20 protein-coding genes and 1 other annotated feature are annotated in these 25,582 nt (G+C 39.2%); of the genes, 13 read left to right on the top strand and 7 right to left on the bottom strand.

Translation table 11 applies throughout. From position 1 onward, the window contains the following. Positions 1–71 precede the first annotated feature (71 nt). From J7E63_RS05675 to murC, 3 genes are all read left to right on the top strand, one after another. On the top strand, positions 72–860 hold the full coding sequence (locus J7E63_RS05675) for a DUF1444 domain-containing protein (protein ID WP_215001223.1): 789 nt from the start codon (positions 72–74) through the stop codon (positions 858–860). A gap of 163 nt (positions 861–1,023) precedes the next feature. Further along, positions 1,024–3,537, top strand: coding sequence for a DNA translocase FtsK (locus tag J7E63_RS05670; RefSeq protein ID WP_215010615.1), 2,514 nt, complete (start codon positions 1,024–1,026; stop codon positions 3,535–3,537). A gap of 235 nt (positions 3,538–3,772) precedes the next feature. Continuing rightward, positions 3,773–5,074, top strand: coding sequence for a UDP-N-acetylmuramate--L-alanine ligase (gene murC, locus J7E63_RS05665; protein WP_215010614.1), 1,302 nt, complete (start codon positions 3,773–3,775; stop codon positions 5,072–5,074). A gap of 226 nt (positions 5,075–5,300) precedes the next feature. Here the strand turns inward: murC and J7E63_RS05660 are convergent, their stop codons facing one another. Beyond that, positions 5,301–6,416, bottom strand: coding sequence for an aminopeptidase (locus J7E63_RS05660; protein ID WP_215010613.1), 1,116 nt, complete (start codon positions 6,414–6,416; stop codon positions 5,301–5,303). A 223-nt stretch (positions 6,417–6,639) separates the two neighbouring features. Here J7E63_RS05660 and J7E63_RS05655 point away from each other — a divergent pair, with 223 nt between their 5' ends. The 5 genes from J7E63_RS05655 (at position 6,640) to ccpA (ending at position 10,593) form a co-directional block, all read left to right on the top strand. Next, positions 6,640–7,101, top strand: coding sequence for a DUF948 domain-containing protein (locus J7E63_RS05655; RefSeq protein WP_215010612.1), 462 nt, complete (start codon positions 6,640–6,642; stop codon positions 7,099–7,101). 20 nt (positions 7,102–7,121) lie between these two features. Continuing rightward, on the top strand, positions 7,122–7,616 hold the full coding sequence (locus tag J7E63_RS05650; RefSeq protein ID WP_215010611.1) for a YtxH domain-containing protein: 495 nt from the start codon (positions 7,122–7,124) through the stop codon (positions 7,614–7,616). Between the two features lie 95 nt (positions 7,617–7,711). Next, the gene (gene ytxJ / locus J7E63_RS05645) at positions 7,712–8,047 is read left to right on the top strand and encodes a bacillithiol system redox-active protein YtxJ (RefSeq protein WP_215010610.1); all 336 of its coding nucleotides are present in this window, start codon (positions 7,712–7,714) and stop codon (positions 8,045–8,047) included. 219 nt (positions 8,048–8,266) lie between these two features. After that, the gene (locus J7E63_RS05640) at positions 8,267–9,346 is read left to right on the top strand and encodes a bifunctional 3-deoxy-7-phosphoheptulonate synthase/chorismate mutase (protein ID WP_214719078.1); all 1,080 of its coding nucleotides are present in this window, start codon (positions 8,267–8,269) and stop codon (positions 9,344–9,346) included. A gap of 248 nt (positions 9,347–9,594) precedes the next feature. Continuing rightward, complete coding sequence (gene ccpA, locus J7E63_RS05635) at positions 9,595–10,593, top strand: catabolite control protein A (RefSeq protein WP_215010609.1); 999 nt, start codon at positions 9,595–9,597, stop codon at positions 10,591–10,593. Positions 10,594–10,630: 37 nt separating this feature from the next. Here ccpA and J7E63_RS05630 read toward each other — a convergent pair whose 3' ends face one another. Genes J7E63_RS05630 through J7E63_RS05620 form a run of 3 tightly spaced genes read right to left on the bottom strand, consistent with a single transcriptional unit; the run spans position 10,631 to position 13,120 of the window. Next, complete coding sequence (locus J7E63_RS05630) at positions 10,631–11,803, bottom strand: acetoin utilization protein AcuC (protein WP_215010608.1); 1,173 nt, start codon at positions 11,801–11,803, stop codon at positions 10,631–10,633. Then, positions 11,800–12,447, bottom strand: coding sequence for an acetoin utilization AcuB family protein (locus J7E63_RS05625; protein ID WP_215010607.1), 648 nt, complete (start codon positions 12,445–12,447; stop codon positions 11,800–11,802). The genes J7E63_RS05630 and J7E63_RS05625 overlap by 4 nt, the downstream gene beginning before the upstream one ends. Positions 12,448–12,487: 40 nt before the next feature. Then, positions 12,488–13,120: a GNAT family N-acetyltransferase gene (locus J7E63_RS05620; protein ID WP_215010606.1), complete on the bottom strand. Its 633-nt coding sequence runs from the start codon at positions 13,118–13,120 to the stop codon at positions 12,488–12,490. A gap of 222 nt (positions 13,121–13,342) precedes the next feature. Here J7E63_RS05620 and acsA point away from each other — a divergent pair, with 222 nt between their 5' ends. After that, entirely contained in the window at positions 13,343–15,061 is a 1,719-nt protein-coding gene (acsA, locus tag J7E63_RS05615; protein ID WP_215010605.1) for an acetate--CoA ligase, read from the top strand. 111 nt (positions 15,062–15,172) lie between these two features. Here the strand turns inward: acsA and J7E63_RS05610 are convergent, their stop codons facing one another. Next, positions 15,173–18,088: a transglycosylase domain-containing protein gene (locus J7E63_RS05610; protein WP_215010604.1), complete on the bottom strand. Its 2,916-nt coding sequence runs from the start codon at positions 18,086–18,088 to the stop codon at positions 15,173–15,175. Positions 18,089–18,234: 146 nt separating this feature from the next. Next, positions 18,235–18,453 (top strand) — a binding site (T-box leader). Positions 18,454–18,500: 47 nt separating this feature from the next. Here J7E63_RS05610 and tyrS point away from each other — a divergent pair. Next, positions 18,501–19,754 carry a tyrosine--tRNA ligase gene (gene tyrS, locus J7E63_RS05605; protein ID WP_215010603.1) on the top strand — a complete coding sequence of 418 codons (1,254 nt, stop codon included), beginning with the start codon at positions 18,501–18,503 and terminating at the stop codon, positions 19,752–19,754. A gap of 112 nt (positions 19,755–19,866) precedes the next feature. Beyond that, positions 19,867–20,055, top strand: coding sequence for a DUF6954 family protein (locus tag J7E63_RS05600; protein ID WP_215010602.1), 189 nt, complete (start codon positions 19,867–19,869; stop codon positions 20,053–20,055). 448 nt (positions 20,056–20,503) lie between these two features. Here the strand turns inward: J7E63_RS05600 and J7E63_RS05595 are convergent, their stop codons facing one another. Both J7E63_RS05595 and rpsD read right to left on the bottom strand, forming a co-directional pair. Continuing rightward, on the bottom strand, positions 20,504–21,430 hold the full coding sequence (locus J7E63_RS05595; RefSeq protein ID WP_215010601.1) for a hypothetical protein: 927 nt from the start codon (positions 21,428–21,430) through the stop codon (positions 20,504–20,506). Positions 21,431–21,747: 317 nt separating this feature from the next. After that, on the bottom strand, positions 21,748–22,350 hold the full coding sequence (gene rpsD, locus J7E63_RS05590) for a 30S ribosomal protein S4 (RefSeq protein WP_088089267.1): 603 nt from the start codon (positions 22,348–22,350) through the stop codon (positions 21,748–21,750). Positions 22,351–22,740: 390 nt separating this feature from the next. Here rpsD and J7E63_RS05585 point away from each other — a divergent pair, with 390 nt between their 5' ends. Then, positions 22,741–24,171, top strand: a complete 1,431-nt coding sequence (locus J7E63_RS05585) for a sensor domain-containing diguanylate cyclase (protein ID WP_215010600.1) — start codon at positions 22,741–22,743, stop codon at positions 24,169–24,171. Between the two features lie 91 nt (positions 24,172–24,262). Next, a complete protein-coding gene (gene megL / locus J7E63_RS05580; RefSeq protein WP_215010599.1) occupies positions 24,263–25,447 on the top strand; it encodes a methionine gamma-lyase in 1,185 nt (394 codons plus the stop codon). The last annotated feature ends 135 nt before the right edge of the window (positions 25,448–25,582 follow it).

Raw genomic sequence — 25,582 nt, 5'->3', positions numbered from 1 at the left:
TTTTGAGATGGAGGGTTTTTATTGTAAAATAAGCTGTGCAGCTCCTAAAATGGAGGGATTAAAAGATGAAAATGGATAGCAGAAAAATGAAAAGTGAATTAGAACAGCGCTTGGCTAGAAAAGATCGTTTAATAACTTATGACCGTGAGAAGGACCAACTTCGATTTGAAAGTAAAGTGTCCGGTAAAGGGATAACAGTAGCATTACCTGGGATTATTGCCAAATGGCATAGTGAAAAGGAAAAAGCCATTGATGAAGTCGTTTATTATATCGAAGAAGGGCTCCGTGCGATGGAGGACGACATTCAATTAACCAATCATGAGAAAAAAATCTTTCCCGTTATCCGCTCCACTTCTTTCCCATCAGAAGCAGAAGAGGGTGTGCCATTCTTAGTTGACGACCACACAGCGGAAACAAAAATTTATTATGCGTATGATCAAGGCAGTACGTATCGGCTAATTGACTCGCGTATCATGGCTAAAGAGGGCTGGGAAGCTAAAAGGATTAAGGAAATTGCCTTATTTAATGTAAGATCCCTGTCGACTCCTTTAAAAGAAGACCAAGTGGCTGGCAATAGTTTTTACTTCCTCAATACCAATGATGGATATGATGCAAGCAGGATCCTAAATAAGGGATTCTTAAATGAAATGGAGAAGCAAATTACTGGTACGATGGTACTTGCTGTTCCACATCAGGATGTATTAATTATCGCTGATATTCGTAATGACAGAGGCTACGATGTGCTAGCGCAAATGGCAATGAGCTTTTTCGCAAACGGTCATGTACCAATCACTGCCCTTTCATTTTTATATGAAAATGGTGAATTAGAACCTATTTTTATTTTAGGGAAAAATAAATAATTAAAATAGAGGAAGGATCACATCAAGAAAGGTGATCTTTTTTCATTGCATGATATTTAGTCTGTATGTATTTTGACTCATTTCAAAGAATTATGTCGAAAAAATATGAAAAACTGATAAAATAGAGTGATAGTGAAAGTTGAAAGTAGAAAGAGTGATAGTTTTGAGCTGGTTCCAAAACTTTTTTCAAAGATTAAAAAAAGAGGAAGATGATGAAGAATTTGACGGTTATATTTTACATAAACATGAAGGTCCGCCGTTACTAAACAAATATGAAAATCTAAAGGATTTGGATACAAAAATATCCTATCAATACCCAAAGGGAAGCAATCGTCCTTCGTATACACCCGTTCCTAAGGTAACTCAGAAAGTGAAGGAAGAAACATTGCGTCAAAAACGAACAGAGCGGCTTCCGGAAAAAATAAAAATGACGGAAAAGTCTGTGGTTCAAACAGTCAAAAAGGAAGTACCTAAAAGCAAACAAGAGCCGCTGCCTAAAAAGAGGGGTCCCTTCCAACCAACAGAAATTCCTTCGCCTGTTTTTGGATTTAATCAGCGGCCTAAGAATACGGATATCATAGTCGAGCATGAATTAAGCCATTTTTTAAACGTTGATGTTGAAAATCGGTTTGATAGTTTAGTTGTTTCAAAAGAAACGATGACCGAAACGGAGAAAACTGTACCATTTGTAAACGATGAAGAGCTAAAGGTGGAAACAACTTGGTTAGAAATTAATCAAGAAGAACAAATGGGCCTTATCGAAGAAAAGCCATCATCTGAACTGCTGGAACAAACGATCGAAGAGATTGTTCCAATTCCAATGGCAGAAATTCAGATAGAATTAGTCGAAGTTGAAGAGGAAGTACCACAAGAAGAAGCGACAGAGGAAGTAACACAGGAAGAAGAATCAACAGAGGAAGTAACACAAGAAGAATCGTCAGAGGAAGTAACACAGGAAGAAGATTCAATAGAGGCAGTAAAAGAATTAATTGCAGTTTCAACAGAATCCTTCGAGGAAGCGGAAGTAGTTGAGGCTTTACCTGAACCGCCCGCACCGAAGCGATCTAATTTGCCATTTAATGTGATGATGTTAAAACAAGATAAACAGAAATGGGAAGAGCGAAAACGAAAAAGAGGGCTCGAACAGCAGTCTGAGGTCCCAACTGAGAATAAGCAGGCAGAGAAGGTTAGTCAAGTAATTGACCTCTTCCCAATCAAGGAAAAAGAGAGTCTGACACCTACGGATGATGGCTATTATGCATTCCCAACAGATAGTTTACTTAACCCTCCTGTTACTGTGGTGAATGATACCAAATGGTTACTAGAGCAAGAGGAGATTTTAAACGAAACCTTACAAAACTTTAATGTAGGTGCAAGTGTTGTTAATGTGACACAAGGTCCTTCCGTCACCCGCTTTGAAGTTCAGCCGGAGCCGGGTGTAAAGGTAAATAAAATAACTAACTTAAGTGATGATATCAAGTTAAGCCTTGCCGCAAGAGATATTAGGATTGAAGCTCCTATTCCGGGAAAACATACCATTGGGATCGAAGTTCCAAACCAAAAGTCGCGACCTGTATTCATAAACGAAATTATTCAAAGCAGCATTTTTAAAGAATCTACGTCACCATTAACAGCGGTACTTGGCCTTGATATTGCCGGAAAACCGATTGTAACTGACTTAAAGAAGATGCCCCACGGCTTGATCGCAGGAGCGACCGGGTCAGGAAAGAGCGTTTGTATTAACACGATTTTAGTTAGCTTGCTATTTAAGGCGAGCCCAGAAGATTTAAAGCTATTGCTGATTGATCCAAAAATGGTGGAACTTGCTCCATACAACCGTATTCCACATCTTGTTAGTCCAGTTATAACGGATGTAAAGGCGGCAACAGCTGCATTAAAATGGGCTGTAGAGGAAATGGAAAGACGTTACGAACTATTCGCCCATACTGGCGTTCGTGACATTAACCGCTTTAATGAATTGGCTATAAAACATAAACAGTATTCAGATAAACTTCCATTCATTGTTATTGTCATTGATGAGTTAGCCGATTTAATGATGATGTCCCCAGCAGATGTGGAAGAAGCAATTTGCAGGATTGCTCAAAAAGCTAGGGCCTGCGGTATACATCTCATCGTGGCAACACAAAGACCTTCGGTGGATGTGATAACTGGATTAATTAAAGCTAATATTCCGACACGAGTCGCCTTCTCTGTTTCTTCTCAGGTCGATTCGCGGACGATTATTGATATTAGCGGTGCAGAAAAGTTGCTAGGACGCGGCGATATGTTATTTTTAGAAAATGGCTCCTCTAAACCCGTCCGTCTGCAAGGAACGTTTGTATCGGATGAAGAGATTGATCTAGTGGTGGGTCATGTGAGAGAGCAGCGGGAACCTGAGTACTTATTCGAGCAAGAAGAACTATTAAAAAAAGCACAAGTAACCGAAAATGAAGATGAACTTTTTTATGAAGCCTGCGAATTTATTATTGACCAAGGTGGTGCTTCCACTTCAAGCCTGCAAAGGCGGTTTAAAATAGGATACAACCGAGCGGCAAGGTTAATGGATATGCTTGAGACCCATGGGTATATTACCAGCGCAAATGGAAGCAAGGCGCGTGAGGTTTTAATTACCTTAGCCGATTTAGAGTCAATTCAAGATGCTAGTGCAAATAATTAATCTATAGTATTCTTTAATGACAGGAACAAATAATATATAGTGGACTGGCTAGAGCGGCTGTAAAGATTTTAGGTCCGCAAATAGTTTTTCAGGATGAACAATGTTATAATTATTAAATATGTTTTTACAAGTAACTGAATTTTTTAGGGTGCAATCGCACTCAGTTTTTCTTATTAGCAAATACAGACAGATGTCATATACTGTTATACAGATAGACGTTGTTGGAGGTTCTTCTATGACTATTTACCATTTTGTAGGTATAAAGGGGTCTGGAATGAGTGCACTCGCACAAGTTCTACATGATATGAAATTTAAAGTGCAAGGCTCCGATGTCGAAAAGCGCTTTTTTACACAACTGGCCCTTGAACAATCAGGGATAACGATTCTTCCCTTTCAAAAGGAGAATATCAAGCCAGGAATGACGATTATTGCAGGAAATGCTTTTCCAGATACCCATGAGGAAATTCAAGAGGCGATGAAGCTAGGTCTCCCTATTGTGCGATACCATCGGTTTTTGGGTGACTTTATGCAGAATTTTACTAGTGTTGCGGTCACCGGTGCGCACGGTAAGACGTCTACAACAGGTTTACTCGCCCATGTGATTGAAGGGGCTAAACCTACCTCGTTTTTAATTGGTGACGGAACAGGTAAAGGTAAAGAGGGCTCGGAATACTTTGTATTTGAAGCCTGTGAATACAGAAGGCACTTCTTGTCTTATTTTCCTGACTATGCGATTATGACAAATATCGATTTTGATCATCCCGATTACTTTGCTAATATTGATGATGTCTTTTCGGCATTTCAAGAGATGGCCATTCAGGTGAAAAAAGGAATATTCGCTTATGGCGATGATGAACAGCTTCAAAAAATCCAAGCAAAGGTCCCTGTCTTGTTTTATGGTTTTGGCGAGGAGAATGACTATCAAGCCAAAAATATTGTGAAAACAACAAGTGGAACGAGCTTTGATGTATTTATTCGCAATACATTCTATGATAATTTTTCCATCCCAACCTTTGGTGATCATAGTGTGTTAAACGCACTTGCTGTTATTGGATTGTGCCATTATGAAGAAACAGATGTAGAGATAGTCAAGGACCAATTAACTACCTTCCAAGGTGTAAAAAGAAGATTTTCCGAAAAAAGAATTGGGACACAGATTTTAATTGATGATTACGCCCATCATCCAACTGAAATTAAAGCAACTATCGATGCAGCAAAGCAAAAATATCCGGATCGGAAAATTGTGGCGGTCTTCCAGCCACATACTTTTTCACGCACTCAAGCGTTCTTAGAAGACTTTGCGAAAAGTTTACGTGAGGCGGACAAAGCCTATTTGTGTGAGATCTTCGGCTCTGCTCGTGAAAATCATGGAAAACTATCAATCAAGGATCTCCAGGACCGGATTGAAGGTTCCGAAATAATTACCGAAGAAAATACATCCGTACTAAATGAACACGAAAACAGCGTAATTATTTTCATGGGCGCTGGAGATATTCAAAAATTCCAAGAATCATACGAAAAACAACTTATTAAATAAATGATGTGTGAAAGGTCATTGTTGATTTTATAGCCAAGTTGATTGGAGCGGAAGGCGCGAAGACTCCTGCGGGAGGACGGGGCAGGGGAGACCCCGCAGGCGCGTAGCGCCGAGGAGGCTCCCCGGACCGCCCGCGGAAAGCGAAGCGCCTGGAGCGGAAATCAACAGCCTAGTTAATACAGCCAAATAAAAAGGAGGATGCCAGCGATTGTTGGCATCCTTCCTTTTATTTCAGGTTTTCAGGATTTAACACTTCTAATTCAGGAATAACGAACAGACCATCTTTGCGGATTAATACCTCATCAAAATACATCTCCCCACCGCCATACTCAGGACGTTGGATATTAACCATATCCCAGTGGATATTTGAATGGTTTCCATTAAAGGCATCATCATAGCATTGGCCAGGAGTAAAATGAAAGCTACCAGCAATCTTTTCATCAAACAAGATATCTTGCATTGGATTGAGGATAAAAGGATTTACCCCAATGGCAAATTCCCCAATATAGCGGGCCCCTTCATCCGTATCAAATATTTTATTGATCCGGCTAGAATCGTTAGACTGAGCTTCTACAATTTTCCCATCTTTAAAAGTCAGCTTCACATTTTCAAATGTAAAACCTTGATACGGAGATGGAGTGTTATAAGTGATAACCCCATTAACGGAGTCCTTAACAGGCGCAGTATAAACTTCACCATCAGGAATGTTTAACCGTCCAGCACATTTAATGGCTGGAATATCCTTAATGGAAAAGCTTAGATCCGTTCCTGGACCAGTAATTCGTACTTTGTCAGTACGATCCATAAGCTCCTTAAGACTATCCATTGCTTTATCCATTTTTCCATAATCAAGGTTACAAACATCAAAGTAAAAGTTTTCAAATGCTTCCGTACTCATCTTTGCTAATTGGGCCATGGAAGAAGTAGGATATCTAAGAACAACCCATTTGGTCTTAGGAACACGGATGTCACGATGAACCTTTTTACCAATGGTATTTCCATGGACTTTCATTTTATCATCAGGAACATCTGATTGTTCACTGATGTTATCACCCGAACGAAGACCTATGTATGCATCCATTTTGCTCATCACATTTGCTTCAAATTCTGCCATCATGTTAAATTGCTCTTCCTGTGCACCTAATAAAAGAGAGCGATCCACTTGGTGGTCCTTTAAGAGCACAAAAGGGTATCCCCCTGCTAGATAGGCTTCCTTCACGAGGGCAGTCACAAGTTCACGCTGAAGTCCAAAGTTTTCAATTAAAACTTTTTCTCCCTTCTGAAGCTGTACCGAGTAATTAATTAGATTTTTTGCCAGTTTCTCAATACGTGGATCTTTCATATTTTTACGCCTCCAACAGAATTAAGTAAGTACACACATATTGTAACCGAATAAAGGCCGAAAGTTGAAAAATAAAATTCTGCTCCCAATTCGAGATGAAATTTTTATGTGAAGCGGCAGGAAATGAGGACAATTTTATGGAAGTAGTATAAGATAATTAGCGAGGTTTATATCTATACTTGATGGGTAATACATATTGATAGGATTAAGGCGGAGGTGCACGATGCAAATTATTTTATACTTAAGCGTAGCCTTGATAGCGATTGCGTTTTTTGTACTTGTCATATTTTTATCGACAACACTCAAATCATTTCAGGTTACACTTACAAACGTTTCGAAGACATTATCTGGATTAGAAAAACAGTTAGAGGGTGTTACAGCAGAAACCACGATTCTTTTACAAAAAACAAACGCTCTAGCTGACGATATTAAGGAGAAATCCGATAGTTTAAATAGTGTGGTTGGAGCCGTAAAAGACGTAGGTACAACCGTCACTAAATTCAATGGGACTTTACAAAACATTACTCAATCTGTAGATAAACAAGTAGAGGAAAGTAAAGAAAAGGTCTCGCAAATTGTTCAATGGAGTCATATCATTCTTGAATTAAAGGATAAGTGGCAAGCTAGGAAGCAACAAAAAAACAGGGTAAGCTTAGACGAGGGCAAGAAGGTTAGATCCCATTAGAATAAAGAGGAGGAAATTAAATGCCTAATAGAGAATATGATTCACGGGATACGAATCAAACTCGAAATGAGGAGTCTTCCAATAGCTTTTTGCTGGGAGCAATTATCGGAGGAGTGGTTGGTGCAGCTGCGGCACTGCTTTTGGCTCCCAAGTCCGGAAAAGATCTCCGCAATAAGTTTAATAACCAAGCTGGAACGATCTTCGATAAAACAGCTGCCATGCGTGAAAATGTAATGACAAAAAGCAATGAATTAGTGTCCAAAGGATCCAGCCTTTCCCAAGGAATTGTCCTACAATCCCAAGAACTATTGAACAAGGTAAAAGGAAAAATAACGAGCCAAGACGAGTTGAAAGAAGAAGGAGAATTAAACTATATTCCTCTTCATACTCCAAAAGAAAAGATAGAATCAAAGAGGTCAATCGAAATTGGACCCCTTGATAGCTCAGAAATAAGAAAAAAGCTGGAAGAAGCAGAAAAAGCCTTTGATGAGGAAGAAAATAAGGTTAAACTATAAAAATTAGTCGCAAGCTAAATCTGTTTATTTGTTATACAAACGGTGGAGTGATAAAATTACTTCACCGTTTATTTATTTTCTGGAGGTATGTACACATGTTAGAGAAAATTGATTCAATTGAACAATTTGATGAAGTATTAAAAAAGGAGAGTAAGTTTTTTCTCTTAAAGCATAGCCTAACGTGTCCGATTAGCCATGCTGCATATAAGGAATATGAAAAATTTGCAAATGAAAATCAAGCTGTACCCGCTTATTTCTTAGCAGTTCAGGATTCTCGCCCTTTGTCCAATGAAGTAGCAGAGAAATTCCAAATCAAACATGAATCGCCACAAACCATCTTGTTTTCAAACGGAGAGCCTTTATGGAATGCTTCACACTGGAAAATAACAAGTCGTTCTTTGACAGGTGCTTTTGGTGAAAATCAATCATAATATATCACAAAACGCTTTAGCACTTAAAAGCGTTTAATCGTTAAAGAAAAAACAAGTGACAAACAAATATTTATCCGCTATAATAATTCCTAATTATTAAATTGTTATAATATTTAAATTCTTAAACTTGAACCGATATTATAATGACAGAAGAAAAAAAGGCATTCAGAGCTTTATTTTAAAGAGTTCTGATTAGCAAAGGAAGGACGGGGACGAAGGATGGGCAAAAAAATTGAATTAGAACAATTGAGGTCGCGTGTCGATGAACTAAACTTAGAATTGTTGAGGTTAATTAATGAAAGAGCACAGCTCGTTCAGGATATAGGGCGAGTTAAAGAAAACCAAGGGGTTTACCGTTACGATCCAGTCCGTGAAAGAAAAATGCTTGATATTATCAAAGAGCATAATGATGGCCCTTTTGAAAATTCGACCATTGATCATATTTTTAAAGAGATTTTTAAAGCTGGTCTTGATCTGCAACAGGATGACCATAGTAAAGCCTTACTTGTCTCAAGAAAAAAGCAGCCTGAAGACACCATTGTTACCTTAAAGGGTGAAAATATTGGCGATGGCAAACCACACTTCGTTTTTGGTCCATGTGCAGTCGAGTCATATGAGCAAGTGGCAACTGTAGCAAAAGCAATGAAAGAAAAAGGATTAAACCTATTACGTGGCGGAGCTTACAAACCTAGAACATCTCCTTACGATTTCCAAGGGCTAGGTGTTGAGGGATTAAAAATCTTGAAACGTGTTGCAACGGAATTTGATATGGCTGTTATTAGTGAAATTGTTAACCCTGCTGATCTTGAAATGGCTTGTGACTATATCGATGTCATTCAAATTGGGGCACGTAATATGCAGAACTTTGAACTGTTAAAAGCAGCAGGTTCCGTCAAAAAACCTGTTCTGTTAAAAAGAGGGATTGCGGCTACAATCGAAGAATTTATCAATGCTGCTGAGTACATTGCTGCTCAAGGGAATGGGCAAATCATCCTTTGTGAGCGTGGCATAAGGACTTACGAACGTGCTACAAGAAACACTCTAGATATTTCAGCAGTACCTATTTTAAAGCAAGAAACACATTTACCTGTAATGGTTGACGTAACGCATTCTACAGGTAGAAGAGACTTATTATTGCCATGTGCGAAAGCCGCGATAGCAATTGGTGCAGATGGTGTTATGGCAGAGGTTCATCCAGATCCAGCAGTGGCACTTTCGGATCAAAAGCAGCAAATGGATCTTAATCAGTTTGATAAATTCTATAATGAACTGCTTGCATCCAATTATGTTCGACTCTAATTTCAAGTAGATAGTTTTATGAAAAACCTTCTGCAACTCCTTTGCAGGAGGTTTTTTTGATAATATTTAGCTATTTAGCAAAAAATGTTGACAAATGCAATTGCGGCTTTAACCTTCTTGTCGTATCATTAAATACATATTAAAGATTGTTTACGTTCTCACAAACAAAAACAAAAACTAAATGTTTAAGTTTATACAAGCTGATGTAAAATAAAGAAAACGATGTTCGTTTTAGGAGAGTGTGTTAAGTGAATATTACTATTTATGATGTAGCAAGAGAAGCCAGTGTTTCAATGGCAACCGTTTCCCGTGTGGTTAACGGAAATCCGAATGTAAAGCCAGTGACCCGCAAAAAGGTGTTAGAAGTTATTGACAGATTAGGCTACCGTCCAAATGCTGTCGCTAGAGGATTGGCAAGCAAAAAAACTACTACAGTTGGAGTTATTATTCCAGATATTTCAAATATCTTTTTTGCCGAATTAGCCCGTGGGATTGAAGATATTGCAACGATGTATAAGTACAATATCATTTTAAGTAATTCCGACCAAAACAAAGATAAAGAATTACATTTGCTTAATACGATGCTCGGTAAACAAGTGGATGGATTAGTCTTCATGGGTGGTAATATTACAGCAGAACATGTTGAGGAATTTGAAAAATCACCGGTACCGATTGTGTTGGCAGGATCGATTGAAGAATCAAACAAGATGCCTTCTGTAAATATTGATTATGAAGAAGCGGTATATGACTCAATCAAGGAATTTATAGAAAAAGGTCATAAGAATATTGCCTTTGTAGTTGGACCACTTCATGAACCTAAAAATACGTTCAAGAAGTTGAGAGGGTATCAAAGGGCATTACAAGATTCCGGTATTCCTTATAATGAAGAACTTGTGGTTGAAGGAGATTATACGTACGATTCTGGGATTGAAGCGATAGAAAAACTACTTGAAGCGGCAGACCGACCTACAGCCATCTTAGTGGGTTCTGATGAAATGGCACTAGGCGTTGTCCATGGTGCAGAGGACAAAGGCTATAAGATCCCTGAAGATTTTGAGGTTATCACATCTGACAATACAAGGCTATCACTAATGGTGCGCCCGCAGCTAACAACCATTGTTCAGCCATTATATGATATTGGCGCGGTTGCAATGCGGCTCTTAACCAAATTAATGAACAAAGAAAAGGTGTCAGAACAAATTGTGGTTCTCCCACATCGGATTGAACACCGACAATCTACAAAATAGAATAATGGGGTGGCCACATGTTGGCCACCCCACTTTTTTATACGGATTCGCTCTTTTGCTGACTTCGAATCGGATAAAGTGCTTTTTCGAGGGTTAATAAATTCTTTTCGGTAATTTCTGCTTTTCTAGGGATGGGAGTATATAGGTTGTCTGGATCGTCCCATTCCTTTGGTAACGAAACAGGAGCTTCCTTCTGCCAGGAAGCTAACCACTCCTTAGGTAAACTGCCATAACAGTTTGAGTTTTCTGTCATTTCCAGCCAAATAAGGGCCCATGCTCTTGGAACTACCCTCCAAATATCATAACCGCCGCCGCCGACAGCAATCCACTTCCCGTTACAATACTGATGGGCAATTTCATGTGCAAGCCTTGGGATCTCTCGATAGATTTTCATTGTGGAAGAAAGGTGTGTTAAAGGGTCCAAATAATGGGAGTCTGCACCATTTTGGGTAAGAATCACATCCGGTTTAAAAAACTCAGCCACTTCTCTAAACGCATGTGTGTATGCCTGCAGCCACGATTCGTCTTCGGTAAAGGCATCCACGGGGATGTTAAAGGAATAGCCATAGCCTAACCCTTGACCGCGCTCATTTACATTGCCTGTACCTGGAAATAAATATCTTCCGGTCTCATGGATCGAAAGGGTACATACATTTGGATCATCATAGAAGGACCATTGAACCCCGTCTCCATGATGAGCATCTGTGTCAACATATAAAACACGAGCATTATATTTTTCCTGAAGATATTTGATGGCGACCGAGCTATCATTATAAACACAAAATCCAGATGCTTTTCCTCTGAATCCGTGATGCAATCCTCCGCCAAGATGAAGAGCGTGAAGTGCCTTTCCAGTCATAACCTGATCGACGGCCGTTAATGTCCCCCCAACAAGTGAGGCGCTCGCTTCATGCATGCTAGGGAATATAGGAGTGTCTTCCGTCCCAAGGCCATAGTTTTCTGCTATCTCTTGTGGCAATTGGCCATTCCCTGCCTTTTTTACTGCTTCTATGTAACTTAGGTCGTGTATTAAGGCTAACTCTTCCGTAGATGCCATTCTTGGCGGGATGACATCGTTTGGATTAAGAGCATTAATCTTCTCTAATAGGTCTACTGTTAACTTAAGCCGGAATTGGTCAAAAGGATGCTGATTGCTAAATTTATATTTTAGAAGCTCGTCTGAAAAAATAAAGGAACACTTATCGCTCATATTGAAATCCCCGGAAGGTTTGGCCATAATACATGAAAGCCAGCCTGTTTAAGGTCTTGAATTAATACAGTGGGATTCATAGTTTGCAATCTTATCACAAGTATTTTATATTGCTCATCTGTTTTATCAGGGTAAACTAATACACTCAATATATTTGCTTTCCGGTTCTTAATAACAGCAGTGATTTCACTGAGTTTACCCGCAAGATTAGGAATCTTAATTTCAATTTGTGATCCTGGCTGATGGGCCCCTGTTAATTCAACCAATGTCCGCAGCAAATCTGTTTCGGTCAAAATTCCAACCAATTCCCGGTTATTTATGATCGGCAGACAACTGATTTTATGCTCATAGAAGAGACCTGCCACTTCCTCGACGAAATCAAGAGGATGGCCTGTAATGACATTTCGTTCCATAATCGCCTCAAGTGGCTTTTTCATATCCTCTGGATGCTCATTGGCATGAAAAATAGATGGAGTTGCCTCATGTATTTTCGAAACAGTGACAAGTCCAACTAAATGTTTCTCCTCATTAATTATAGGAATATGGCGGATTTTTCTTGACTCCATTAATTGGATTGCATCCGCAATGGTATCTGTTGGCAGAAGTACTGCAACATCTATTTTCATGATTTGTTCTACTTTCATAAGAAAATCCCCCTTACCTAACCAAATATCAGGAAAATGATTAATACATAAACCGGTTCATAAATCTTAGACGGTCAAATTTTTGGATGGTTTCCATATCGATTCTTTTTCCCATCCTAGCCATGAGACAATTAGCAGGGTGTGAACAAATTTCAGGATCATCGGTTGCATACCACTCAAGGCCGCCCGCATTCATCATTTTTTCCATGATCTTCCGATACTCCCACACATTTAGTTTGGTACCTTTTAAATCCCAGTGCCAATAGTACTCTGTTGTGATGGTAAGATAATCTTCCATCGCATCATCCATCATGGAGACAATTAATAGGCTTTTCCCGACTGCACATCCCCTAAATTGAGGAATCACCTCGATGGCACCTAATTCGATTAAATTATCCATTTTGCCTTCTGACCATCGTTCAAGTGGGTCAGGATATAGAAAAGTAACATATCCGACAATGGTGTTTCTGTTTCTTGCAATAATAATTCTACCTTCTGGAAGCTCAGCAATACCAATTAAAGCCTGATGCTGCTGTGCAGGAGGGCGGAAGGCAGTGAGGTCTTCGTGAAATTCATAGCCAGCAAGTTTATCTGAAGTAATAGGCCCTTCAACAATTATAGACCCGTGAGGTGTTTTTAATTGTTTGGCATTGTATGTCTTTTTGTGTTCCATACGGTCACCTACCCTGGAAAAATCTTTCTAAATATAATTCTATTATACATAAAATCTATTACAGAAAAGTAACTTCACAAAATTTTCTGTCTTATACTAAAAAAATTATTGACATTTTATGTATAAATATAAAAGAATAATAATATAGTACTTTTTTTAAAATTGTGAATAGTTATTATTTGTACTATAATAATTTAAAATAAGGTCAAAGGGGGAGATTGTATGAAAGTGGAAGCGTTGCCAGTTGTGCAAGGGGATCATAATCTAGGTAATTATCAAGAAATGTACAAGCATTTCGACTGGAAGGAAACAGAAAAGGAATTTACATGGAGTGAAACGGGGCTTGTCAATATGGCGTATGAGGCCATTGACCGTCACGCGAAAACCTTCCGGAAAAATAAAGTTGCACTATACTATCGTGATGGTTCAAGAAATGAGAAGTACACCTTTAAAGAAATGAAAGATCTATCAAACAAAGCGGGCAATGTGTTAAAAACATACGGGGATGTAGAAAAAGGGGACCGTGTATTTATTTTTATGCCGCGCTCTCCAGAACTTTACTTTACCGTTTTGGGTGCAATCAAGCTTGGGGCTATTGTTGGTCCTTTATTTGAAGCATTCATGGAAGGGGCTGTCAGGGACCGTCTGCAAGACAGTGAAGCGAAAGTTTTAGTCACGACACCTGAACTGTTGGACCGGGTACCTGTTCAAGACCTGCCTGCACTGAAGCATATTTTCCTTATCGGTAATAATGTTGATGAACAAGGCCGATATATTGACTTTTTGAAAAAATTTGAAGCCGCTAGCAAGGATCTTCAAATTGAATGGGTTGACAGAACGGACGGCTTGATCCTGCACTACACATCAGGCTCAACAGGAAAACCAAAAGGCGTATTGCATGTACATAATGCCATGCTTCAGCATTACCAAACAGCTAAATGGGTGCTCGATCTAAAAGAGGATGATGTTTATTGGTGTACTGCTGACCCTGGCTGGGTAACTGGTACTTCTTACGGTATCTTTGGGCCGTGGTTAACAGGGACATCGAACGTAATTGTAGGCGGTCGATTTAGTCCAGAATCCTGGTATCAAATGATTGAGGACTTTGGTGTAACCGTTTGGTACAGTGCTCCTACGGCATTCCGAATGTTAATGGGTGCAGGTGATGAATTGGTTAAGAAATTTGACCTAAGCAGTCTCCGTCATGTTCTAAGCGTCGGGGAACCATTAAACCCTGAAGTTGTTAAATGGGGGGCAAAGGTATTCAATAAGCGAATTCATGATAACTGGTGGATGACAGAAACTGGAGCGCAATTGATTAGTAACTATCCTTGTATGGAAATTAAACCAGGTTCAATGGGGAAACCGATTCCAGGTGTAGAAGCAGCGATTGTTGATAATCAAGGGAATGAACTTCCGCCGTATCGGATGGGGAACCTCGCGATTAAAAAAGGCTGGCCTTCCATGATGAATACAATTTGGAATAATCCAGAGAAATATGAATCTTACTTTATGCCAGGCGATTGGTACGTTTCGGGAGATTCTGCTTACATGGATGAAGAGGGCTATTTCTGGTTCCAGGGCCGTGTCGATGACGTTATTATGACCTCAGGGGAGCGCGTAGGACCGTTTGAAGTAGAAAGCAAGCTTGTCGAGCATCCTGCCGTTGCTGAAGCCGGTGTCATCGGTAAACCAGACCCAGTTCGTGGTGAAATCATTAAAGCCTTCATTGCACTCAGAGACGGCTATGCTCCAACGGACGAACTAAAAGAAGAAATCAGGCAATTTGTGAAAAGAGGCCTTGCCGCTCATGCAGCACCAAGGGAAATTGATTTCCGTGATAAGCTGCCGAAAACAAGAAGCGGAAAAATCATGAGACGTGTGTTAAAGGCATGGGAACTAAACCTGCCAACAGGTGATCTTTCTACGATGGAAGATTAAAGACCCGTTTTTCATAGGGAAAAAACAATGACTAGAGCCAGGCAGATGCCTGGCTTTTTAGTGTTCAAGAACAGAAAAAACCGCACCAACTATCGGTGCGGTTTTAAATATTTACGGTGTTGTTGTTGGATCAGTCGGTTTAGTTGGAACATTAGGGCCATTCGGTACACCAGGTTTAGCAGGGTCATTCGGTACACCAGGTTTAGCAGGGCCATTCGGTACACCAGGTTTAGCAGGGTCTATCGGTACCGCAGGTTTAGTAGGATCTACAGGTGGTGGTGTTATTTTTACTCCAGCCTCAACCAGATTCGATGGGGCAGACTCTCTACCAGCAATATCGACCGCCGTTACATAATAGGTACCAGTACCAGCTTGAAATGATCGTTTTGAGCCATTGATCACACTGCCTACTTTTGCTGAACCTATTCCACCTTGATAGACTCGGTAACCGACAACATCATTATCACCAGATGCTGACCATGTTAATGTATTCCCTTCTACTTTTAAGCTGACACTGTCAGGGTTCTTCCCGTTATCGGACATTTTTGCACTTGATACGAGAATTTTTCCCCAACGCTCTTTCTGTGGAATTAGTTGTCTATAATTATGGAAGTTACTTCCTACGATTCGTTTGATAAAATCAGGATTTAAAATGAGACCAAATTGGGCAAACTCTTTTGGTGTAGAATCCAAGGCCAAATATTTTTTGTCGCCAACCATAACATATTTTCCTTCAATTAAGCTATCATCAACTCTTGTTGGTACATTATTGACATTAAAGTAATCTGATTCGATTAATCCTGCTTTTGAACATGCCTCGGAAGGCAGCATTCCGGAAACTGCACAATAAGAACGTTGCACGATTCCTTTTGGCATTTTAAATGACTTCTTTGGAGCAATTAGATCAGGGTTAATTTTATAGGCAGCGTTCATTAACTGAGCCCATAAGTTATTGGTCCGTGAACTATAGGACATACCGGATGTCTGTAGCGATTTTGGTGTATCATACCCTCTCCAAAGACCAAAGGTGACATTAGGGTTTGAAGCAACGAACCAAGAGTCAATATATTGATTTCCTGTCCCCGTTTTCCCAGCCCAGTCCGCACTGAAATTTAGTTTGCTTCTAACTCCTGCTGCCGTTCCCATCTTTACCACGTCACGCATCATATCAATCGTTAAAAAGGCTGTTTGCGGCTTAAAGACATTAACAGGTTTCACTTCGTGCTGATAGATAACTTTGCCATTTTTATCGACAATTTTATCAATCATATAGGCATCAATAAATTTTCCATCATTAGCAAAGGTACTAAATGCATTCGTATTTTCTTCTATAGTTACCCCATTTGTCATCGATCCAATCGAAGTAGCTAGATTGGTATAATCATCTTTTCTTAAAGAGGTAAATCCCATTTTTTCTAGATACGTGGCGGGACGTTGCTCAACGATACTCTTGTAAAGTTTAACCGCTGGTACGTTATAGGATTTCGCTAGTGCATATCTTGCTGAAACCAGTCCGCTGTACCGATAGTCATAGTTTTGCGGCCAAGGATTACTTCTGCCGGGTGCAAGACTTAAGGCTACATTTGGCAGCGGTGTTCCCGGAGCTGCTTTTCCTAACTCAATCGCGGGTGCATAGACAAGAAGTGGTTTCATGGTAGAACCGTTTTGTCTGATGGCACTGGTCGCGTGATTTAGCTGTTGATCATCATAATTCCGTCCAGCGACAAAACTGATAATTTTTCCAGTCTTGTTTTCGATCAGTTCTGCCCCAACCTCAGCAGGTTCCATAACTGTTGTTATTTCTCCAGTTTCAGGATCCTTCTTTTCTTGAGGCTTATCGGGTCCGTAATATTGATAATTATCCTTAACCTTTTGCATCGCATCGTATATTTTTTTGTCTATTGTCGAATGAATTTGGTATCCATTTTGACGCAAAGCATTTCGAGCTAATATTTGATATTTATAAGCAAGATTGTCATCGTTTTTTAACTCTTTTTCTGAAATCCCATCATTTTTTGCTAAGACAGTGGTCAGGACTTCAATCGACCGCTTTTCAATTTCGACTGTTAGCCATGGGTATTTTTCCAGTGGATTTGCAACCGGTTTGATAAAATCTTTTTTAATATCGTAGGCAGAGGCTTGCGCATATTCATGCTCGGTAATATAGCCGCCGTCAAACATTCTCTTTAGGACGGTTTTCATCCGTGTGAGACCAGGTTCCAGATATTGCGGTTCTTTTATCGTCCCTTCCCGTGTAAACGGGGTATATCCAAACGGGCTTTGAGGCAATCCTGCAATGAAGGCAGCTTGCGGGAGTGTTAAATCACTCGCCTTTTTACCAAAGATCCCTTTTGCAGCTGCTTGGACACCCGCAATGTTTCGTCCAGACGAATTTCTTCCTAAGGTAGACACATTAAGATAAGCTTCAAGAATGTCTTTTTTATCAAAAAATTTCTCTAAACGAAGAGCAAGTAAGATTTCATTGGCTTTCCTTTGAAACGAGACCTCATTTGTTAAGATTTGATTTTTTATTAATTGCTGTGTTAACGTACTACCGCCGGATTGAACAGCAGAATTTGTCACTTCCTGAAAAACGGCCCGAAATACAGCTTTTGGGACAACGCCTTTATGCTTGTAAAAGTATTCGTCTTCGGTTGCAACTACCGCATTGATTAAATCATTTGATACATCGTCCAATTTTACTTCTTCCCGTTCCAAGTCGGTATGAAGTTTACCAAGATAAACATTATCCGAAAAATATAACTCAGAAGTTTCCGTATAGTTATAAATATCTTTTTTCATGCTGTCATACGAGCGAACAGGTTCATCTTTTACGAGTGAAGCAAAATAACCCGCACCAACACCTGTCGCAAATGATCCGCCAAGAATGACGACTGTTAATACAAGGAGTAACAGATTCCAAACTACTTGATATGTGATTCGTGCACTTTTAACCGTTCTTTTATGGGTAAATATGTTCAGCACGGATTTTGCTTTTTCTATCAATGCTTGTAATTTTTCAACCATCTATAGTATCACCTCATCTAAAATCAAGTACATTATAGCATACCAAAGGTATAAAAACTGACAAAGTTCTACATTTATCTGAAATTTCCAGTTAAGTTTGACAAGGTACTTGAAATATGGTAAAAAAAGCTATACATTAATTTAATAATAAAGCTGTGAAGGGAACCAACTGTAGTTCTTCTATCCCTGTTTCAAGAGAGTCAGCGGTGGTGAAAGCTGATACATATAGAAGAATGAATTACTCCCCTGAGCTTTCTCTGTGAAAATGATTTTTTTGTAGCGGAGAACGGTCTAAACCGTTAATTTTTTGAGTTGGAGGAATTTTCCTCAAGCTGGGTGGTACCGCGTAAATTTACGTCCCTGCATTTTTGCAGGGGCGTTTTTATTTTTTTACCAAATTGGAGGGAATAGGATGGATTTAATACAGGATTTGGCATGGAGAGGAATCATCTACCAGCAAACCGATGAAGAAGGTCTGAAGGATTCATTAAACAAGGGGCAAATTTCTTTATATTGCGGTGTTGACCCAACAGCAGATAGTATGCATATCGGCCATTTGCTGCCATTTTTAACACTTAGAAGATTTCAGCAGCATGGACATCGTCCGATTGTGTTAGTCGGAGGAGCAACAGGCTTGATTGGTGATCCGAGTGGTAAAAGTGAAGAACGAAAGCTGTTAACATTAGAAACAGTACAGGATAATGTAGCGGGTATTAAAAAGCAACTTGAATCTATTTTCGAATTTGATGGTGAAAACGGAGCAATCATGGTTAATAACTATGATTGGGCAGGCTCAATGGATGTCGTTACCTTCTTGCGTGATATCGGCAAGCATATCGGTGTCAATTACATGCTGGCGAAGGATACCATTGCATCAAGGCTTGAGACGGGTATTTCGTTTACAGAATTCACTTATACAATTTTACAAGCGATGGATTTTCTTCATTTATATGAGCATCACAACTGTAAATTACAAATTGGCGGAAGTGACCAGTGGGGGAACATAACTTCAGGATTGGAATTAATCCGCAAAGTTCAGCCAGAAGGCTCGAAGGCATTTGGGTTAACCATTCCGCTTGTGACAAAAGCAGATGGTACAAAGTTTGGGAAAACGGAAAGTGGTGCGGTTTGGTTAGATCCTGAAAAAACTACCCCGTATGAATTCTACCAGTTCTGGATTAATACAGCTGATGCTGATGTGGTGAAATACTTAAAGATTTTTACATTCCTTTCACATGAGGAAATTGAACAATTAGAAAAAGCTGTTCAGGAAGAGCCGCATCTTCGTAAGGCACAAAAGGTATTAGCTGAAGAACTGACTCGTTTGATACACGGTGAAGATTCCTTGCAACAGGCAATCAAAATTTCCCAGGCGTTATTTAGCGGGGATGTAAGAAGTCTTTCAGGTGCGGAAATCGAGCAGGGCTTTAAAGATTTACCAGCTTATACTTCACAAAACGAGGAGAATTTGGTCGATCTTTTGGTTGCGGCTAAAATTTCCCCATCCAAGCGTCAAGCACGTGAAGACATCTCAAATGGTGCTGTTACTGTTAATGGTGAAAAAATTACGGACAACGCTTATATCTTAGCAGAATCCGATCGAATTGAAGGAAAGTTTACGATTATTAGAAGAGGTAAAAAGAAGTATACGTTAATTAATTATTAATAAAGGAAGGGCTTTGGAAATCAAAGCCCTTTTTTGCTATAAGGATATCGGTGTAACAACGGGTTAATTTATTCCGTCTAATATAAAAGGAACGAATATGGGGGTGAATGGATTGAAAATTTTATTACACGCCGTATTTATTATTCTCATCGCACTTGTTACATTTTTCGGACTTGGTCCTGTTTTATATGCAGACGGGGTATTACAAGAAAGATTATCGACTGCGGCTATCGTAGTTGTCATCTATATAATACTTGCCTTTTTATATCGGAAATCTATCAAATGGGTCAATCGAAAATAGAAAAAGCCCTCATACCAATGGGTATGAGGGCTTAAACCTTATTAACGTGAGTAATGCTCAACGGTAACAGAAACCCTAGTATCATTGGGGTTTAAACTGGGTGAATTAAAAACCCCCCCGATTTATAAATGTAGTGCTTGGGAAAATGCATTAACTGATTCTTCTCAAGTGCTTTATAGTTATGACCGTATGTATCCCAAATCATTTGGGGTGTATTCCCTAATCGTTCAGCAACCACTTTATCAGGTTGTTTTTGGGCAATTAAAACCGTTGCGTGAAGAAGGCATTTAGTAAAGAAGTATAGTAATAAAGGGGTATAAATGAAAATGCAAAGGAGAGGAATGAGGTTAAATGGAAACTTATTTAATGAGTGGACACTATCAAGCATTTTTGTTGACAGTGTCCCTTCATTTTCAACTACTCTGCGAACCACTATGAGTGAGAAACTTTAAAAATTTAATCTTCGTAAAATCTTTTCCAATGAGAATAATGAGGATAAAAGAACTGACAAATCAAGTTCATTTTCAATAGATGTTTTTTGCAAAGTTCCCTGAGGGCTACTATTGGTGTTATGGTTGTTATTTTCACTCGCATCGTTTGATTCTTGACGTAGTATTTGGGAAGTTTCCTGAGGGCTACTATTGGTGTTATGGTTGTTATTTTCACTCGTATCGATTGATTCCTGATGTAATTTTTGCGAATTTCCCTGAGGGCTATTATTGGTGTTATGGTTGTTATTTTCACTCGTATCGATTGATTCCTGACGTAACTTTTGCGAATTTCCCTGAGGGCTATTATTGGTGTTATGGTAGTTATTTTCACTCGTATCGATTGATTCTTGACGTAATTTTTGCGAAGTAACCTGAGGGCTACAATAGGTGTTATTGTTGTTATTTTCACTCTTATCGTTTGATTTTTGACGTGACTCATGTTTTTCCGATTTAGCCTTTTCAATTTTTACTTCATAACTAACATTTTTAATGTGGGACATGGCAATGCGAACGATTTCCCCATTATTGACCAAAAGAACTAAATCATTTTTTACCTCACAGAGTACCCCTTCTACCGTCTCGGTACCGCCACGATTGATATTTACCCAACGATATTCCAATGATTTAAGCAGGTCTTTGAAATTTTTAGCTTTTTTAAATGCGAAATCCTTCGGAACATCAACGTCGAATTTAAACTGCTCTTTCAGATTATCTGTAAAACTTTTAATATGTTTAGTGTTATGGTAGACGAGCCCATCATCTTCCGTGAGAAGGCAGAGATAATCTTCGCTTTCATCCATTAACATCCCAATTCTGGATTCTGGTCCGCCTCGATCAACCTTGATTACTCTATCTTGAAAATATTTCGTTTGGTCTTTACCCATATAAAAAATTCTCCCCTTTAAGTTATTAACTACACTGCATCGTATGTATAACGGGAGGAAGTTGTCCTAAGCAAATAGCCTGTCTTTTAATTGTTTGTCCTTTTCATTTTTTAACTAAGGAGGTTTGTGGGTGATAATTCTACGTTCAGGAATTATGGGTGTTTTCATCAGCACCATCGGTTAATAAGAATAAATTCAAACAAATATGTTACTCTCTGTTCAGGTCAAAAGCATAGTAAAAATAAAAAAACCCTAGAAGTTGAGTAATATCAACATTTCTAGGGTTTTTATTATTGCTGTTTTACGACACGTTTTTATTAACGTGAGTAGAACTCGACGATAAGAGTTTCGTTGATTTCAGCAGGTAATTCAGAACGCTCTGGTAAGCGAGTGAAAGTACCTTCTAATTTGTCCGCATCAAATGTTAAGAAATCAGGAACGAAGTTATTAACTTCGACAGCTTCTTTCACAACATCAAGATTGCGAGACTTTTCGCGTAGGCTGATTGTTTGACCAGCTTTTAAGCGGTATGATGGGATATCTACACGAGCGCCATCAACTAAGATGTGGCCATGGTTTACTAATTGACGAGCTGCACGACGAGTGCGAGCAAGACCTAAACGGTAAACAACGTTGTCAAGACGTGATTCAAGAAGAATCATGAAGTTTTCACCGTGTACGCCGCTTAATTTGCCAGCTCTATCAAAAAGATTACGGAATTGACGCTCAGTTACGCCATACATATGACGAAGCTTTTGCTTCTCTTGTAATTGTAATCCGTATTCAGAAAGCTTTTTGCGTTGGTTTGGACCATGTTGTCCAGGAGCGTACGGACGCTTTTCTAATTCTTTACCTGTGCCGCTTAGAGAGATTCCAAGACGACGGGAAATTTTCCAGCTAGAGCCAGTATAACGAGCCATGAATGACTCCTCCTTAGTGTTTTTATTTTGGTAAAATAAAAACCGTTATGAGACGCTTTAAAGCCATTTTGTTTTCATGTACCTTCGCCCTAGCAGCTAAGGGTTACAAGATACACCATCATTTAAAGGCAATCTACCTTTAAGAGGAACAAAATGAGACGAATAAAGTTTTCACATAGGCTGCAATATTTTACACAAGGAGTATTATATAATTTTTATTCCTGTAAAGTCAAGAATATTTTTTGGGGATGATGATACAGCAGAAAATTATCGGAAAGATTATTTTAATAAAGTTAATAAATTATACAAATAAATGTCGCCAAAGTGTCTGAAAATTAACTATAATTAGGGTACTATGTATATATCTGGAATTAGATCGGGTGAAACCTTATGGATATTCTCGAATGTGATTTACACATGCAAGTTAATAGATATAAACAATTAATACAAATTACAGAAAAACTTCATTCGTTCCTTGATGTAAATTTCATTTTGGGAGAATTATGCGTAGCGCTTAAGGAAGTGTACCCTGACTACTCATTTTCCTTATTGCTTTCACAGGATACTCAAAGCCACAGCGACCTTCCGATTATTGAGCTTGAATATGATAGTGAAAATATTGCTGCTATCAATGCTTATGCAACCGGGGAGATTCAATTTGAATATTCCCCTCCTGATAAACATGCAATTATTTATGCCCCATTAAAAGGGAAGCAGGTAACCTATGGAGTTTTGCAGATAATTGCAGCAGATACGACTGAATTTATGGCATACGAGGTGGAGTTTCTTACATTATTGGCAGGTTCTGCGGGATGTTCTATGGAGAATGCCCACCTCTATCAACAGTCAAAGAGGGAAATCTCCAACTTACAATTAATCAACGAAACTTCCCATTGTTTAAATTCTAACCTGCGCATGGTTGATACGATGACATATATGTCAGATCAAATCATCACTTCCATTGATGCACAAGAAGTTGGCTTTTTCTTATTCTCAAATGAACAAGCAAATGTAAAAATACTCCCAGGTTCCACTTCATACTTTTACACTAAACAGGCCCGACTCTATATTGATTATATAAAGGAAAAGATCGAAAAGGAAAAAAATCCTTTATTTATAGGAGATATCAATCTCCAAAACACAAAAAGTATGACAAGCTTTCATTCGATTCTTGCGATTCCGATGATTCAGAGCGAAAAATTAAAAGGTTTCTCCATTGTAATGCATCAAAAGCCTTATTTCTTTTCCTTTGATTCATTTAAGCTCCTGCAGTCACTAGTTCATCATTCATCGCTTGCGCTTACCAATTCAATGCTCAGAGAAGAGTTAGAGTATATGGTAATTACAGACCACCTTACCAAGCTCCATTCCCGCAAATTTTTGGATGAAAAAATCCAGTGGTCAATGAAAGAGATTGAAGAAGGTACCTTTATTCTCCTCGATATTGATAATTTTAAGGAATTAAATGATACATACGGCCATCAGGTTGGAGATAAAGTTCTGGTTCAGGTTGCAAACCTTATTAAACGAAATATTCGCGGGGAAGATATAGGCGCCCGCTGGGGTGGGGAAGAACTGGCCCTTTATCTTCCTGGTGTCCCTTTAGACAGAGGAGCAGCCATCGCTGAAAGATTAGTTAAAAAGGTATCCGAATGCTCCGACCCGCATATTACAGTGTCCTGTGGTGTTTCTTATTGGCATAAGGAACGGCTCGATGCCTATAATTTCTTATTTAAACGAGCAGATGAAGCGTTGTATATTGCTAAAGGAACTGGGAAGAACAAAGTGGTCATTCAAGGAAACAATATAATGGTTAGTTAGCGCATTCATTTATGAATTCTCTAACGATATTCCCCCAATCTACATAATATATTATAAACATGAAAACGTTTTCAAACAGGAGGAATCCAAGATGGGGAAAAAGAAATCACGGTTTGAAACGGAAGTTATTCATTCAGGTTACCGGCCGAACGAACATCAAGACAGTTTAGTTCCCCCGTTATATCAAACATCTACCTTTACATTTACCAGTGCGGAACAAGGGGAAAGAAGGTTTGCTGGGCAAGAAGAGGGATTTATTTATTCACGCTTGGGAAATCCAACGGTGAAAATACTGGAAGAACGGATGGCAGTCCTTGAACAAGGTGAGGCAGGCTTGGCTTTTTCGTCAGGAATGGCGGCCGTGAGTGCAGTGCTAGTGGCCTTAACAAAAACAGGTGACCATATCCTTTGTTCACAAGGAGTATACGGCTGTACCTTCGGATTTTTGGAACTATTAAAAGGGAAATATGGGATTGAACACGACTTTTCTTTAATGGAATCGGCAGAAGCATTAGATCAAGAAATCCTCCCTAATACGGCTTGTATCTATATTGAAACGCCAATAAACCCTACAATGAAGCTGGTAGATTTGGAATTGGTGGCGAGGGTGGCAAATAAAAAAGGGATTCCCGTTGTTGTGGATAACACATTTTGTTCCCCATATATACAAACCCCTCTTACCCTCGGATGCAATGTTGTCATTCATAGTGCAACAAAATATATCTGTGGACATGGCGATGTTATAGCGGGTCTTGTCATTGGGGAGAAGGAGTTTATTAGGCAGGTGTCACGGACGACCCAAAAAGATATTGGCGGGATTATCTCTCCTTTTGATGCATGGCTGTTGTTAAGGGGGATTAAAACACTTCCAGTGCGAATGGACCGCCATTGTGAAAATGCCCAGAGGTTATTTGAATTTATGAAAAGTCATCCGAAAATTGAATCAGTGTATTTCCCTGGCGATCCAGAACACCAAGATTATTCGATCGCGAAAAAACAAATGAAACAATCAGGCGGGCTCATATCATTCACGATAAAGGGATCCAAGGAATCGGCACAACAGTTTATGAATCAATTACAATTAATAAAAATTGCGGTAAGTCTTGGAGACGCAGAAACATTGATTCAGCATCCTGCAACGATGACCCATGCCGTGGTTCCAGAGGAAGAACGAAAAAAAATGGGGATTGAAGATAACTTGCTGCGTCTATCTGTTGGTTTAGAAGCATGGGAGGACATTCAAGAAGACCTGGATCAGGCACTGGAAAGGATTTAAAGAGAAAAAGCACAGAGAGAATTTCTCCGTGCTCAGATTGTCGAGAAAGAGTATTTTTCTCGGCAATTTTTTATTCTCAGCATTTAATTATTCATTGTACCTGCTAATGGGCCTGTTGATTTCCGCGGAAGGCAC

This window comes from Bacillus sp. ISL-75, assembly GCF_018613095.1.
This window is presented reverse-complemented; position numbering and strand designations above follow the sequence as displayed.

Excerpts from the sequence above, each read along its gene's own strand:
- J7E63_RS05595 (WP_215010601.1), bottom strand. The coding sequence starts at position 21,430 with ATGGGTAAAGACCAAACGAAATATTTTCAAGATAGAGTAATCAAGGTT.
- J7E63_RS05660 (WP_215010613.1), bottom strand. The coding sequence starts at position 6,416 with ATGAAAGATCCACGTATTGAGAAACTGGCAAAAAATCTAATTAATTAC.
- J7E63_RS05610 (WP_215010604.1), bottom strand. The coding sequence starts at position 18,088 with ATGGTTGAAAAATTACAAGCATTGATAGAAAAAGCAAAATCCGTGCTG.
- J7E63_RS05620 (WP_215010606.1), bottom strand. The coding sequence starts at position 13,120 with ATGGAACACAAAAAGACATACAATGCCAAACAATTAAAAACACCTCAC.
- J7E63_RS05650 (WP_215010611.1), top strand. The coding sequence starts at position 7,122 with ATGCCTAATAGAGAATATGATTCACGGGATACGAATCAAACTCGAAAT.
- tyrS (WP_215010603.1), top strand. The coding sequence starts at position 18,501 with ATGGATTTAATACAGGATTTGGCATGGAGAGGAATCATCTACCAGCAA.
- J7E63_RS05630 (WP_215010608.1), bottom strand. The coding sequence starts at position 11,803 with ATGAGCGATAAGTGTTCCTTTATTTTTTCAGACGAGCTTCTAAAATAT.
- J7E63_RS05585 (WP_215010600.1), top strand. The coding sequence starts at position 22,741 with ATGGATATTCTCGAATGTGATTTACACATGCAAGTTAATAGATATAAA.
- rpsD (WP_088089267.1), bottom strand. The coding sequence starts at position 22,350 with ATGGCTCGTTATACTGGCTCTAGCTGGAAAATTTCCCGTCGTCTTGGA.
- ytxJ (WP_215010610.1), top strand. The coding sequence starts at position 7,712 with ATGTTAGAGAAAATTGATTCAATTGAACAATTTGATGAAGTATTAAAA.
- J7E63_RS05625 (WP_215010607.1), bottom strand. The coding sequence starts at position 12,447 with ATGAAAGTAGAACAAATCATGAAAATAGATGTTGCAGTACTTCTGCCA.
- J7E63_RS05675 (WP_215001223.1), top strand. The coding sequence starts at position 72 with ATGGATAGCAGAAAAATGAAAAGTGAATTAGAACAGCGCTTGGCTAGA.
- acsA (WP_215010605.1), top strand. The coding sequence starts at position 13,343 with ATGAAAGTGGAAGCGTTGCCAGTTGTGCAAGGGGATCATAATCTAGGT.
- murC (WP_215010614.1), top strand. The coding sequence starts at position 3,773 with ATGACTATTTACCATTTTGTAGGTATAAAGGGGTCTGGAATGAGTGCA.
- J7E63_RS05655 (WP_215010612.1), top strand. The coding sequence starts at position 6,640 with ATGCAAATTATTTTATACTTAAGCGTAGCCTTGATAGCGATTGCGTTT.
- J7E63_RS05640 (WP_214719078.1), top strand. The coding sequence starts at position 8,267 with ATGGGCAAAAAAATTGAATTAGAACAATTGAGGTCGCGTGTCGATGAA.
- megL (WP_215010599.1), top strand. The coding sequence starts at position 24,263 with ATGGGGAAAAAGAAATCACGGTTTGAAACGGAAGTTATTCATTCAGGT.